The following is a 13,486-nucleotide window of genomic DNA, read 5'->3' as shown; positions in this document are numbered from 1 at the left end:
ATTCCACGACTGTCCGCAACAGGCGGCCGATCCTATCAACAGCGACATCCTAACCCCCGCCAGCACGTGAGGGACGATGGTTGAGCCACTGACCGACCTCGGGCTTGGGCTCGGGGTGACAGCGGGTGTCGGCTACCTTCTCACGGCCGGATTGTTGGGGATCACCCACGGGATCGAACCCGATCATATCGCGGGGATCACCGCGCTCACGCATGAGGCGGGCGATCCGAAGCTCTCGGCATTGGTCGGTGGCTGTTTTGCCGCCGGCCACGCCCTGTTGGTCGTGGCGTGGATCGCTGCCGCTCACGTGTTGTTTGGTACGACCGCCTTTCCACCGGCGCTTGAACAGGTGGGAACGCTGTTCGTCGGGGTCGTCCTCGCGGGGTTGAGCCTGTATCTCGGGGTGACCGGCACACGGAAGCTCATTCACCGCCATCGCCACGACCACGGAAGCGAGCCCCATTCGCATTATCACCTCCATCTACCGGCATCGATCCGGCCTTCCACCGACGGACACGGCTCGCACGCACATGATCACACGACGCTTGAATACCTCAAGATCGGTACTGTTGGCGCGTTGTTTACCCTCTCGCCGCCGGTCTCGATGATCGCGTTCATCTCAGTGACGATCCCCACCGGTGGTCAGCCACTCCTGATCGGGATCGTTGCCGCCTACACCGTGACCATCATCGCGACGATGGCACTCATCGGCGGCGGGGCAGGTTCGTTGTTCCGCCTCTCGAAGGCACAAAGTGAGCGAGTCCATGCGATCTCACAGGTGATTGCGGGTGTGGTTGTCCTTGGCTTTGCGGTCAACATTCTTGCCGGGCTCGCCCCTGGGCTGGTGGGCTGACCGCCTGTTTTTTCCCTCGCTGCTGACCAACCTCCCTCTGTTGACGACCTGTATTACTGCTGGATGTGGTCGTATCCTTCTCCAGCCAGCGGTTCCGACAGCCGTGTCGTCGACTGTTTCGGCGTCTCGATGAGCTGCTTTGGAGCGCGGGAAAGTTTGCATACAACGAATTTACTACTGGTTTCGACGGGCAAAACCAAATATTGTTTACTTTTTTCTCGCTTACGAATTTTTGTTTTCCTTCTCGTGGTAACAGTGTTCATAAATACACTAAAGCCAATATTTTTAGCAGTGTTGTTCGAATCTGCGGATGTCATGTCTGTTTGTTCACCAGCCACACTGCACTGGCCCACACGGAGGGAGCACATCGATGAGTGAGATGGTTCCCGGGGAGTTGCTGACAGCCGACGAACCGGTCGAGATCAACGCCGACCGCGAGACGGCATCGGTCACCGTCGAAAACACCGGCGACCGACCCTCGCAGGTCGGCTCACATTTCCACTTTTTCGAGGTGAATCCGGCACTCGATTTCGACCGCGAAACCGCCTACGGCATGCGACTCGATATTCCAGCCGGGACGGCGATCCGGTTCGAGCCGGGCTGTGAGGAGGATGTCGATCTTGTCGCCTTCGGCGGCGACCGAATCATCAAGGGGATGGGCGGCCTCGTCAACGGCGAGCTTGACGACGCCGATGTCAAGGAAGCCGCACTCGAACGCGCCCGCGAAGCGGGCTATATGGGGGCTGGCGAATGAGCCGCGAACTCTCGCGTGAGGCCTACACTGATCTGTTCGGGGCGACCGAAGGCGACCGCCTGCGACTCGGCGACACCAACCTGCTTGCGGAGATCGAAGACGACCACGGCACCTACGGCGACGAGGCCGTTTTCGGCGGCGGGAAGACGATGCGCGACGGCATGGGCATGCAGTCGGGCACGACGCAGGCCGAGGGCGCACTCGACTGGGTGTTCAGCAACGCTGTCGTCATCGACCCCGTGATGGGCGTCCAGAAAGGCGACATCGGCGTCCGCGACGGGAAGATTGCCGGGATCGGGAAAGCCGGCAACCCGGATACGATGGACGGCGTCGACGACGACCTCGTTATCGGGCCGAGTACGGACACCGCACCGGCCGACGGCCTCATCGCCACGCCGGGCGCGTTCGATATTCACGTCCATTTCAACAGCAAGGAACTGTTCGAACACGCCCTCGCCAGCGGCGTGACGACGATGATGGGCGGCGGCTACGGCGGCGGGGCGACCACCTGTACGACCGGCCCCGAAAACATCAAGCGGTTCCTCGAAGCCGCCGAGGAGTACCCGATGAACGTCGGCTTCTACGCGAAGGGCAACTCCAGCGGCCCCGACCCAATCGTCGAACAGATCGAGGCCGGTGCCTGCGGGCTGAAACTCCACGAGGACTGGGGGTCGACACCCGATGTCGTCGACACTGCCCTCACCGTCGCCGACGAGGAGGACGTGCAGGTCTGCATCCACACGGACACGCTGAACGAATCCGGATTCCTCGAAGATACCTACGACGCCATCGACGGCCGGACGATCCACACCTTCCACATCGAGGGTGCCGGCGGCGGCCACGCGCCGGATGTGCTCGAACTCATCGGCCACGACCACATGCTCCCGTCGTCGACGAACCCCTCGATGCCGTACACCACAAACACGTTCGACGAACACCTCGATATGGTGATGGTCTGTCACCATCTGAATCCCGACGTGCCGGAGGACGTTGCCTTCGCCGAGTCCAGAATCCGCTCGGAGACCATCGCCGCCGAGGACGTGCTCCACGACATGGGCGCGATCAGTATGATGACCTCCGATTCACAGGCGATGGGGCGGATGGCCGAGGTGATCTGCCGGACGTGGCAGACGGCCCACAAGATGAAGGCCCAGCGCGGGCCGCTGCCGGCCGACGAGGGAACGGGTGCGGACAACGCCCGGATCGAACGCTACGTCGCCAAATACACGCTCAACCCCGCGAAGGTCGCCGGCATCGACGACTACATCGGCTCGCTGGAGCCAGGCAAGATGGCCGATATCGTCCTCTGGGAGCCGGAGTTCTTCGGCATCAAGCCGAAATACGTCATCAAGGGCGGGTTCCCCGTCCACAGCGAGATGGGCGAGGCCAACGGCTCGCTGATGACCTGCGAGCCCGTCATGCAGCGCTCCCGGATGGGCGCGGTCGGCAAGGCAAAACACTCGCTGAGTACGACGTTCGTCAGCAAGGCCGCCTACGAGAACGACATCGGCGACGAACTCGGCCTCGAATCCCGTGTCCGCCCTGTCGAGGGAACCCGAGAGGTCGGCAAATCGGATATGCTGCACAACGATTACGCCCCCGAGGATATCGACATCGACCCCCAGACGTTCGAGGTCGAGGTCGACGGCGAACACGTCACCTGTGAACCGGCCGAGGAACTCCCACTTGCACAGAGGTACACGCTATGAAACTCTCACCCAAGGACAACGAACGACTCACGATCTTCATGGCTGCTGAGCTCGCCAGACGACGGAAAGAACGCGGCATCAAGCTCAACCACCCGGAGACGGTCGCCTACATCTCCGATTGGGTCTGTGAACGGGCCCGCGAGGGTGAAAACGTCGCCGAGATCCGGGAAGCGGCAACGAGCCTGCTGAGTCGGGAGGACGTGATGGATGGCGTCCCCGAGATGGTCGATATGGTGCAGGTCGAACCCACCTTCCCCGATGGCACCAAGCTCGTGACCGTCCATGAGCCGATCCGGGCCGACACCGAGGAGCAACTCGACTGATGGGATACCGAGACGTGGCGAAGGTCGGCCTCGGCGGCCCCGTCGGCTCGGGGAAGACTGCTCTCGTCCAACAGCTCGTCCCGCGGCTCGACGACGCCGGCTACAACGTCGGCGTCATCGCCAACGACATCATGACACAGGAGGACGCCGAGCGACTCCAGGCATCGTTCGCCGGCCGGATCGACGAGGATCTCGTCGCCGGCGTCGAAACCGGCGCGTGTCCACACACGGGGATCCGCGAAGACCCCTCGATGAACCTCGATAAGATCGACGAGTTCACCGAAGCCCACCCCGAGCTTGACGTGGTGCTCATCGAGTCCGGCGGCGACAACCTCGCGGCAACGTTCAACCCCGAACTCGCCGACTACTTCATGTTCGTCATCTCGGTCGCCGAAGGCGACGACATCCCCCGGAAGCGCGGGCCAGGTGTTACACAGGCCGACCTGCTCGTGATCAACAAGACTGACCTTGCCCCACACGTCGGTGTCGATCTCGACGTGCTTGAGGCGGACGCCGAAACCGTTCGCGGCGAGGAGCCGACGATCTTCACGAACTGCAAAGCCGAGGACGGGATCGACGCGGTCATCGACAACATCGAACGGAGCGTTCTGTTCGCGTGAGCACAGATAGCGACGGTACCGACGGCGAGGTCAACGCCCCCAACGAGACACCCGACAGCGACGCCGATGGTGATGCCAGGAGTGACGACCCTGCCATCCCGCCGGCGTTCCGCGAGTACGGGACGCAGCACCTACCGCAGTCGCCGGCGTTCGGTCATGGGAAGGAGGGCATCGCCGATCTCGTCGTCGCTCGCGAGGGTGACAATCCGACACGGCTGGTGTCGGATCTCGTGAAGGTGCCGTACCACCTGACCGGGACGCTCGATACCGATCCGGTCGATGGGTTGACGACGATCTGTCTGCAGGATCCGACGGGCGCGGTCACCCAAGGCGACCGCCAGACGCTCTCGGTTGAGGCCCGGCCCGGCTCGCGCGCACACGTCACGACACAGAGCGCGACGAAAATCCAGACGATGAAGGCGAGCTACGCCCATCTCGACGCAACACTTATCGCCGAGTCGGGGGCTCATCTCGAATACATTCCCGGGCCGACGATCCTCAACGAGGACGCCCGCTGTCTGCAGACGACGACCGTTGAGGTAGCTCCGGACGCAACCGCCATCGTCGGCGATGTCTTCGTTCCCGATGGGTTGACCGACCACGAGCCGTTCAGCTTCGACCACTTCCATAGTCGGCTGGAGGCCCGTGTCGACGACGCATTGGTCTGTGCCGACGCGGTCGATCTACAACCGGATGAGCGCGATCCACGCGATCCGGCGACCGTCGGCGAGTACGATGTCGTCGGCACGCTGTACGTTTTTACACCGGCTGCCGATGTCGACACACTCGCCGAGGGGCTCTACGACCGGTTGGCCGATCACGACGTTGCGGCCGGCACGTCAGTCCTCAAAGACGACGCCGGCATGACCGTCCGCGTCCTCGGCGACCGGAGCGCGGACGTGACCGCCGCCGTTGAGACTGCGTGGGACGAAGCCCGTAAAACACTGCTCGGAACCGGCGCGCCGCTGGAGGATCGCGGCCGATGAAACGCGTTGATGGCGTCGTCGGCAATGTCGACAGTGACCCCGAGCTTGCCGCCGAAATCGACGCCCACGAGCAGGCGGGCACACTGGAGACGGTCGTGCTCGACGATACCGAGCGCAAGCGATCTCGGCTCCGCGTGACGACGGATGCAGGCACCGACCTCGGCGTGCTCGTCGACCAGCTGGAGCTTGTCGCTGGTGACGTACTCCTGATCGATAACGACCGCGCCGTCGTCGTCGCGTTTGAGGAGCGAACGGCGTTCGTCATCGAGTTTCCGGCCGCCGAGGCGGCAGTCTCGACAGGGGTTGAACTCGGCCACAGAATCGGCAACCAACACTGGGATCTCGCTGTCGACGGCGCGACGATCTACATCCCGGTCGAAGCCGACCGCACGATCATCGAGGACGTGTTGGGCCCGTACATTCCAGCAGAGGCGACGACGCGCTACGAGACCGTTGACGCTGAACGGTTCATCGACGGCGGTGACGACGATGCCGCCGCAGGCGACCACGGCGTCGATCACGACTACCCACACGGTGATGATGCCCACGACCACGGTGAGGAGAGCCATGCTCATGGCGACGACGAGCATGGCCACTCTCATGATGATGCTCACGACCATGATCACGCCGGATCGACGACTGCGACAGGTGAGACGCAATGACCTCGTCTGAGGCGCTGTTGACGGCGTTGCGGCTGTCGGATTCGATGCTGCCGGTCGGCACCTACACCGCTTCCTACGGCGTCGAACAGTATCTCAACGAAGACGATATCGAGACGGCCGACGAGCTCGGCGAGCTCATCGAAGGCTATCTTCGAGGGGTTATCGGCCCCGCCGAGATCGTCGCCCTCGGTCATGCCCACCGGTCGGCAGCAGTCGGCGATCTCGATGGCGTGCTTGCGGCCGATGAACGCCTCGGGGCGGCGACGTTGCCGGCGGAGTTCCGTGATAGCTCGACGAAAGCCGGCGGGAAGCTGCTAGAACTGCTTGATGAAATCGACACCGGCCCCCTTGGGGCGACCGACACGACCGGATTCCTCGGCGAGTACACGGCCGCCTGTGAGGACGGTCGCACCGAGGGTCACTACCCAGTCGTTCTCGGCGTCGTCTGCCAGCAGGCCGGTCTCGGCTGTCGGGAGGCCGCCTTGGTGAGTGCCTACGGCTCGGTCACCGGACTGCTCGGTGCGGCCCAGCGACTCGGCCGGTTCGGCCACACCGCGATCCAAGCACAGCTATCGACGCTGTTCCCGGTGATCGAAGAGGTCTGTGATGGGTATTATGATGCCGACCTCACGGCGATGTGTTCGTTCGCGCCGCTGGCCGACGTGCGAGGGATGGCCCATGAACGCGCTGACCGTCGGCTCTTTATGAGTTAACGAGCAACAGCCACACGGCTGTTTTTTATCTCGTGTCGATCACAGAAGCGTGGGTTCTTACTGCCCCACAGCAAACCCCCGATGGTGGCGATGATGATAGTTACCCCCACCGAGCCCTGTGTGACGAGGGATTCTCCTGAGCCACCGTTACGACCTACTTGACGATCACATCGGCAACAATCACCGGTGTGCTACTATCGCTCTCTGTGGGTAGCCCCCATCTGATTGAGTTTCACATTTTGGGAATCACAGCACCGGTTTTATATGTGACACAGCTACGCGTGGATATGAGCGACCACCAGTCACAAACACCAAACAGTCGCACGGAGCTGCTGTTCAACGCCATCGGGATCGCGCTGGTTGGCCTTTCGGCGGTCGTCCTTGCGGCGATCCTCTACGTTTCCCTTGGCGGCCTGTCAGGGCTCAAAAGCATCAATCCAGCTATCTTCGGGACGATCCTCTTTTCGGGACTCGTCGGTGTCGCCGCGTGGCTCACCAAACTGGTCACCGATCGATCGACGGCGCGAACAGTCTGACCGGCCTACCGCTGGCAGGTGTTGATACCCAACAGCCGGTGTAGCAGGCAGAACTGCGTGACGCCGGTTCCGAAGACAACGAGCCCAACCGCAAGCAGTGCGGCCCCGACGGCGGTACCCACGGAAACGAGCTGTAGTAGCCCCAAGATCCCAACAAGCGCGACAATAGGGCCGCCAACGAGGCGGGCCGTCCGATCGACGCCACCGACATTTTGTTCCATATATGTGCTTCGTTCCCTGCTGGTAAAATGGTTGTGTGTTAGAGAGACAATAATACGGGCTGGCTTCTTCAACAACCGCGTCAACAGCGCAGATACACACCGCACAGTTTGTCACCCCCATTCGATGCTGTCTGCTGTGCCCACTGCTACAGTACCCTGTCTCAGTGGCTCGTCGTTGATGCCGCTGTGTGCCACTCGGCGTTTGAGCGGTGTTGAGCGGCGACAAGTTCGATCCCACGCTGATCCAACAGCCCATCCTCGGTGAGCACCCCCTCGATGAGATCACCGGGTGTGAGATCGAACTGTGGATTCGCCACCCGCAACTCAGCCTCCCCGTCGTAGACTTCGGTGGCTGGCCCCGCCTCTGGATGGAACGTGTCATCCTTCGAAACCTTATCGCGGGCGGTGACCACATACACCGGCACATCGGCCGCCTCGGCCGCAAGTGCCAACCCCCGGGTACCGGTCTTGTTGACGACGTCGCCGGTTGGGAGGATCGTGTCCGCTCCGACGAGAACGGCTCCGAACGCCTCGCGACTGAGCACCGACGCCAGCGCGGCATCGGTCGTGACTGTCACGTCGACACCATTGTCGGCGAGAGCCTCCGCGAGCTTGATCCCCTCGCGGTTCGGTCGCGCCTCGCCGACGGTGACCGGCGCGTCAAGCTCGAGTAATGCGTCTTTGACCGTTCCCGACCACGACAGCGTTGCGATCGGCCCGGAGAGCCGGTCGGCGGCGGTTGCGGCCGCGGCGGCGTCGGCGTCGAGGGCGGCGTTGATCTCCTCGATGGCGCGGTCGTGAACGGCCGCCGACGACTGCTCGGCACCGTTCATGACGCGGTTGACGCGGTTGGCAAGCACCGCCATGCTCGGCTGGGCGGCTTGCAGATCAGCGGCGACCTCGGCTAACGCGTCCCAGTCGTCGACGACAGCGGCGCGATCACGAAGCACCTCTAGGGCGCGGATCGACAGCGCGGCCGAGCCGTGGGCGGTGTCGGCAGCGATCGTTTCCGGTGAGGGGGCAACCTGCTGGTAGGCCTCCCAAAGCCCAGGGACGGTTTCCCGGTCAACGATGCCGGTTGGTGCCACCCACTCGGTGTCGGCAACGCCGGGGAGATCTGTAAGATCGCGTCCCGGGGCTTCGAAACAGAACGGGTGGTGAGTGCGCTCCTCGTCGTCGCGGCCGACGGTCACCGGTTCACCCGCGGACGCCAGCGGTACCTCGGGGTTGCCGGTCGCCTCGCGGACGAGGCTGCGGGCTTCCGTTGCGGCGGCCGCCGAGCCGCCTGCGGAGGGTGCTGATAACCCACCCCACCGGCCGGGATCAGTGTCGGCATCGGCTGCCCGTCGGGTCAACAGCACCGCACCACGATGTTTGAGGAAGGTGGTGACGACGTGTGTCATCAGCTATGCTTCGGGCCCCACCATACTATGCTTTCCATCTCTCGGAGTTTCGATAGGTCGACGCTGAAAACGTGGGTAGCCGCGGCTGTCGGCACCCCCACCCGACGCAACACCGGTTCGTTCGACCCCTATGGCCGGCCTTTTTAGCCCACATCCCCACCTAACTGTATGGAACTGTCTACCGTCGCCGATATCCCCGAGATCGAACCGGGCGACGATCTCGCGGCGATCATCTCAGAGCGAGCGGATCTCCACGCAGACGACGTGGTCTGTGTCGCCAGCACGGTCGTCTCGAAGGCCGAGGGTCGTATCGCCGATCTCGCTGATTTCCCGGCCGGCCCGCGAGCCAGCGAGATCGCCGATCGCCTCGCGGAGATCACCGGCGAGGAGAAGGATCCCCGATTTGCCCAAGCCGTTCTCGAAGAGAGCGTCGACCTCCTGATGGAAGCCCCGTTTCTGCTAACCGAAACCCGCTTCGGCCACATCGGCGTCAACGCCGGCATCGACCGCTCGAACGTCCCCGGCGGCGATCTGCTGTTGCTCCCTAAGCGACCCTCAGACAGCGCGGCTCGTATCGCTGACGGACTCCCGACCGACCGTGTCGTCGTCACCGACACCTGCGGGCGGCCGTTCCGCTACGGCCAACGCGGCGTCGCCATCGGCTGGGCCGGCCTGCCGGCAAGCCGTGACTGGCGCGGGCAACGTGACCGCGACGGCCGCGAGATGGGCGTGACCGTCCAGAACGTGATCGACGAGCTCGCCGCCGCGGCCAACCTCGTCGCCGGCGAGGGTGCGGGCGGCACACCGGTGGTCGTCGCCCGTGACTTTAAGTTCGGCGACCTCCCCGGCAGCGACAACCACTTTCGAGCAATCGAGGGCGACTACGTCCGACAGGCATTGCGCGGTTGGTCATACAAGACAGGAGGTGAGGCCTAATGTTCAGTATCGAGCTCACGCCCGAGCACCCGATCGACCGGATCACCGACCTTGGCGTGCAGGCCGAAGCCGCCGGCTACGATACGGTGTTTGTCTCCTCACACTACAACAACCGCGATCCCTTCGCCGCACTCCACCGCATCGGCGTCGAAACCGACACCGTGCAGCTGGGCCCGGGTGTCGCCAACCCCTTCGAGATCCATCCTGTCAGGCTGGCCTCGAAGGTCGCCACTGTCGATGAGGCCACCGGCGGCCGCGGCGTCTTCGGCCTCGGGCCTGGCGATCCCTCGACGGCCCGGAATCTCGGCTTCGACGACGACCGCGGGCTCCGCCCCGTGCTTGAGGCGTTCAAGACTGCCCAACAGCTGTGGGCCGGCGAGCGCGTCGACAACGACGGCACCTTTCAGGCGGACGACGCTGGGCTCAACTACGAGCCACCAAGCGGGAGCGACATTCCGGTTCATATCGGCGGCGAGGGGCCGCATATGTGTCGAATGGCTGCGAAACACGCCGATGGGCTGCTGTTTAATGGCTCCCATGAGGCTGATCTTGCGTGGGCGCGCGACCAGGTCGATAAAGGTGAAGCCGACCGCCCTGACCATCGTGGCGAGTTCGACCTTGCCGCCTACGCCTCCGTCAGCGTCGCCGCCGCCCGCGAGGCCGCCCGCGAGGCCGCCCGCCCACCGGTCGCCTACATCGCCGCGGGTGCGGCCCCACCCGTTCTCGACCGCCACGACATCGACGGCGAGCGAGCCGAGGAGATCGGCGAAAAGATCAGCGCGGGTGAGTTCTCGGCGGCCTTCGAGTTGGTGACGCCGGCGATGATCGACGCCTTCTGTATGGCCGGCACGGTTGACGACGTGGCCGCACAGATGGCCGCGGTCACCGACCATGCCGACAGTATCGTTGTTGGGTCGCCGCTCGGCCCCGACCTGGAGGACGCTGTCGACCTTGCAGCCGAGGCGTATGAGCAGGCGACGGACTGAGCGCTCGTCGTCGCGAACTTCTAAGTGGCCGCCAAGTAAGACACCGGCATGCACCGGCGACGACTGGGAGCCCTGCTTGCTGGAAGCCTGCCGCTGGCACTTGCTGGCTGTCAGACCGATCGCACCACCGACGAATCCGCCGCAAACGACACCAGCGGCATCCCCGAGTTCACCGCCGAGGAACAAGCCGCTGCTAACGCAGTTGACCCCACATGGCCGACCGGCCCGTATGCGAGCTACGAGACGACGCCGGTCGTCGTCCGCGGCGCGGACGGCGGCGTTCGTGGCGCGGTCGTAGCTGCTGTGGCCGATACGCGTGATAAGCGACGCCTCGGATTAAGCGCGGCTGCATCGCTGCCGACCGACGGCGGAATACTGTTTACCTACGAATCGGTCGGCGATCATACGTACGTTATGCGAGATATGAGCTTTGGCCTCGACATCATCTACGCCGACGGCAACGGCGAGATCACCGAGATCCACACCGCCCCCGAACCGGGGCCGGATGAAAACGGCGCGGCACAGACGTACCCGGGCCGCGGACAGTACGTCTTTGAGGTCAATCGCAACTGGACAGCCGACAACAACGTCACAGTCGGCGACCGACTTGTGTTCGACCGATAACGTTCTAATCAACCGACTCAGACGGCCCACGGCCGAGGTTCGGCAGCGGGATTCCCAGCGCGCCAGCAACGACATAGCCGAAGCCGCCGACCGCGCCAAGCACGAACAGACTGCCGAAGGCGATCAGGATCGCCGTGATCGGGTCGCCGTTGATCACTTCCTCGACAAAGACGACCGGCATCTCGATGAGGTTGCCCAACAGCCGTAGAACGAAACCGCCGAATGCGTTCATGGGTTTTCCTTTGTGATCCCAGTATATGTGTGTTCAGGTGTCGGCTGTGGTGGCAGCGGTTGTCCTCACCGCTAGCTATCATGGTGACCCGAACTGCCTTTCCGTACCGGTCTCCAATATCTGGTAATGAGTACGCTGTCGTGGGTTCTTGCTGGCGTCGTCATCTATACCGCGGTGGTGCTCGCAGCCGACCGGCGGGGACTGCTTCCCAACGCCATCTCGGTCAGCGGCCCACTGACGACGATTCATACCAAACGCGGCCGCCGGTTTCTGACCCGACTGGCGCGGCCGAAACGCATCTGGCGCGCGCTCGGCAATGTCGGTGTTGGTGCTGCCCTCGTTATCATGGTTGGCACGTTCGTGCTGTTGGTCTATCAGAGTGCTCAGATCATCGAGTCCCCGCCAACCCAAAGCACCCTCCAGAGCCCGCAAAATGTCCTTGTGATCCCCGGCGTCAACGATTTTCTGCCGCTGTCTGTCGCCCCGGAGATCGTCTTTGGGCTGTTGGTCGGGATGGTTGTCCACGAGGGCGGCCACGGCCTGCTCTGTCGGGTTGAGGATATCGACATCGACTCGATGGGGGTCGCACTGCTCGCCGTCCTCCCGGTCGGCGCGTTCGTTGAACCCGACGAGGACAGCGTTGACGCTGTCGGTCGTGGCCCTCGAACCCGGATGTACGCGGCGGGCATCCTCAACAACCTCATCATCACGGTTCTCGCCTTCGCGCTGCTGTTCGGCCCGGTTGTCGGCGCGATCGCCGTCGCTGACGGCGCGAGCGTCGGTGGCGTGTACCCGAACAGCGCGGCTGCCGACGCCGATATCGCTGCCGGCGACCAGATCGTGATGATCGATGATCAACCCGTTGACTCCAATGCCGCCCTCGACGACGCGCTGGCAGCTGCCGGGTCGCCCACCGTTTCAGCGACCCTTGCCGACGGCACCGAAACAACCGTCGAGCAACGGCCGCTTGTCACCCGGATGATCGCCGACTCGCCGTTTGCGACCGGTGAGAGCCCACAGCTCACCACCGACGATACGATCACCGCGGTCGCCGGGACAGCCGTCCAGACTAACGCCGAGATCCACGCGGCGGCCGCTGACGCCGACTCCGCAGTTGTCGAGATCGCTGCCGCGGATGGCGACACCGGCGAGACGAAACAGGTTACCGGCCCGATCGGCGTTTTCGGGAGTGTTGCCCCTGATGGGCCGCTGTCGACGACCGCCGCCGAGCCGGGTGATCGGCTCATCCTCACACACGTTGCCGGCGAGCGAACGGTCACCTTCGACGACCTAGAAGCCGCCCTCGATGACACGACGGCCGGCGAGACGATCGAGGTTGTCGCCTACGCCGACGGTGAGGCTACCACCGACACGATCGAGTTAGCCGACCACCCCGAGGAGCCGACAGGCACCTACATCGGTATCACCGATGCGACCGGGCTGAGCGGGATCGGTGCCGACAGCTTTGGCATCCAGCCGTATCCCGCCGGCACGTATCTCTCGATTCTCGGCGGTGAGATCGCTGATGGGATCGCTGTCGTTCTCCTATTCCTGTTGGTTCTGCCGTTTGCGGCGGTTGTCGATCCAACGCTGAACTACAACTTTGCCGGCTTTGTCGACGGCAACATGGCCTTCTACGAGGCTGTCGGCCCGCTGGCCGCCCTCGGTGACGGCGGCGTGTTCCTGCTGGCAAATCTGCTGTTTTGGACCGGCTGGATCAATATCAACCTCGCACTGTTCAACTGCATCCCGGCGTTTCCGCTTGATGGCGGCCACATCCTCCGCACCTCAACGGAGGCGATCGTCTCGCGGTTGCCGACGACGGCAAAGCCAGCGCTCACCCGGGCGGTAACGACCGGGGTCGGGTTGATGATGCTGATCAGCCTGGTGTTGATGGTGTTTGGCCCGCGGCTGTTGAACTGAGTCTG

General features: G+C 63.6%; 17 protein-coding genes. 13 read left to right on the top strand and 4 right to left on the bottom strand.

Annotated elements, in window-relative coordinates:
• Positions 1-76 precede the first annotated feature (76 nt).
• Complete coding sequence (locus DP106_RS07210; protein WP_120084366.1) at positions 77-853, top strand: hypothetical protein; 777 nt, start codon at positions 77-79, stop codon at positions 851-853.
• A gap of 53 nt (positions 854-906) precedes the next feature.
• On the opposite strand, the gene DP106_RS15505 is transcribed toward DP106_RS07210, so the two are convergent.
• Positions 907-1,170: a hypothetical protein gene (locus tag DP106_RS15505; RefSeq protein WP_133305113.1), complete on the bottom strand. Its 264-nt coding sequence runs from the start codon at positions 1,168-1,170 to the stop codon at positions 907-909.
• Positions 1,171-1,223: 53 nt separating this feature from the next.
• Here DP106_RS15505 and DP106_RS07205 point away from each other — a divergent pair, with 53 nt between their 5' ends.
• The 8 genes from DP106_RS07205 (at position 1,224) to DP106_RS07170 (ending at position 7,156) form a co-directional block, all read left to right on the top strand.
• Entirely contained in the window at positions 1,224-1,607 is a 384-nt protein-coding gene (locus tag DP106_RS07205; protein WP_120084365.1) for an urease subunit beta, read from the top strand.
• Positions 1,604-3,316, top strand: coding sequence for an urease subunit alpha (gene ureC / locus DP106_RS07200; RefSeq protein ID WP_120084364.1), 1,713 nt, complete (start codon positions 1,604-1,606; stop codon positions 3,314-3,316). The genes DP106_RS07205 and ureC overlap by 4 nt, the downstream gene beginning before the upstream one ends.
• Entirely contained in the window at positions 3,313-3,639 is a 327-nt protein-coding gene (locus DP106_RS07195; RefSeq protein ID WP_120084363.1) for an urease subunit gamma, read from the top strand. Before ureC ends, DP106_RS07195 begins: the two co-directional genes overlap by 4 nt.
• The gene (ureG, locus tag DP106_RS07190; RefSeq protein WP_120084361.1) at positions 3,639-4,259 is read left to right on the top strand and encodes an urease accessory protein UreG; all 621 of its coding nucleotides are present in this window, start codon (positions 3,639-3,641) and stop codon (positions 4,257-4,259) included. The genes DP106_RS07195 and ureG overlap by 1 nt, the downstream gene beginning before the upstream one ends.
• A gap of 95 nt (positions 4,260-4,354) precedes the next feature.
• Complete coding sequence (locus DP106_RS07185) at positions 4,355-5,245, top strand: urease accessory protein UreD (protein ID WP_120084483.1); 891 nt, start codon at positions 4,355-4,357, stop codon at positions 5,243-5,245.
• Complete coding sequence (gene ureE, locus DP106_RS07180) at positions 5,242-5,907, top strand: urease accessory protein UreE (protein ID WP_120084360.1); 666 nt, start codon at positions 5,242-5,244, stop codon at positions 5,905-5,907. The genes DP106_RS07185 and ureE overlap by 4 nt, the downstream gene beginning before the upstream one ends.
• The gene (locus DP106_RS07175) at positions 5,904-6,620 is read left to right on the top strand and encodes an urease accessory protein UreF (protein ID WP_120084359.1); all 717 of its coding nucleotides are present in this window, start codon (positions 5,904-5,906) and stop codon (positions 6,618-6,620) included. Before ureE ends, DP106_RS07175 begins: the two co-directional genes overlap by 4 nt.
• Positions 6,621-6,907: 287 nt before the next feature.
• Positions 6,908-7,156, top strand: coding sequence for a hypothetical protein (locus DP106_RS07170; RefSeq protein WP_120084358.1), 249 nt, complete (start codon positions 6,908-6,910; stop codon positions 7,154-7,156).
• A 5-nt stretch (positions 7,157-7,161) separates the two neighbouring features.
• Here the strand turns inward: DP106_RS07170 and DP106_RS07165 are convergent, their stop codons facing one another.
• Together DP106_RS07165 and DP106_RS07160 are read right to left on the bottom strand one after the other, a co-directional pair.
• Positions 7,162-7,377 (bottom strand): YgaP family membrane protein, encoded by a 216-nt coding sequence (locus tag DP106_RS07165; RefSeq protein ID WP_120084356.1) that lies wholly within the window; start codon positions 7,375-7,377, stop codon positions 7,162-7,164.
• A gap of 161 nt (positions 7,378-7,538) precedes the next feature.
• The gene (locus DP106_RS07160; protein ID WP_120084355.1) at positions 7,539-8,780 is read right to left on the bottom strand and encodes a translation initiation factor 2; all 1,242 of its coding nucleotides are present in this window, start codon (positions 8,778-8,780) and stop codon (positions 7,539-7,541) included.
• A 168-nt stretch (positions 8,781-8,948) separates the two neighbouring features.
• Here DP106_RS07160 and DP106_RS07155 point away from each other — a divergent pair, with 168 nt between their 5' ends.
• The 3 genes from DP106_RS07155 to DP106_RS07145 are packed head-to-tail and all read left to right on the top strand — an operon-like array spanning position 8,949 to position 11,326.
• A complete protein-coding gene (locus DP106_RS07155; protein WP_120084354.1) occupies positions 8,949-9,716 on the top strand; it encodes a coenzyme F420-0:L-glutamate ligase in 768 nt (255 codons plus the stop codon).
• On the top strand, positions 9,716-10,702 hold the full coding sequence (locus tag DP106_RS07150; RefSeq protein WP_120084353.1) for a 5,10-methylenetetrahydromethanopterin reductase: 987 nt from the start codon (positions 9,716-9,718) through the stop codon (positions 10,700-10,702). The genes DP106_RS07155 and DP106_RS07150 overlap by 1 nt, the downstream gene beginning before the upstream one ends.
• Before the next feature lie 48 nt (positions 10,703-10,750).
• A complete protein-coding gene (locus DP106_RS07145; RefSeq protein ID WP_120084351.1) occupies positions 10,751-11,326 on the top strand; it encodes a DUF192 domain-containing protein in 576 nt (191 codons plus the stop codon).
• 4 nt (positions 11,327-11,330) lie between these two features.
• Here DP106_RS07145 and DP106_RS07140 read toward each other — a convergent pair whose 3' ends face one another.
• On the bottom strand, positions 11,331-11,558 hold the full coding sequence (locus DP106_RS07140) for a hypothetical protein (protein WP_120084350.1): 228 nt from the start codon (positions 11,556-11,558) through the stop codon (positions 11,331-11,333).
• Positions 11,559-11,684: 126 nt separating this feature from the next.
• On the opposite strand from DP106_RS07140, the gene DP106_RS07135 reads away from it, so the two are divergent.
• Positions 11,685-13,481 (top strand): site-2 protease family protein, encoded by a 1,797-nt coding sequence (locus tag DP106_RS07135; RefSeq protein WP_120084349.1) that lies wholly within the window; start codon positions 11,685-11,687, stop codon positions 13,479-13,481.
• The last annotated feature ends 5 nt before the right edge of the window (positions 13,482-13,486 follow it).

This window comes from Halonotius pteroides, from assembly GCF_003605635.1.
Taxonomy (GTDB): domain Archaea; phylum Halobacteriota; class Halobacteria; order Halobacteriales; family Haloferacaceae; genus Halonotius; species Halonotius pteroides.
This window is presented reverse-complemented; position numbering and strand designations above follow the sequence as displayed.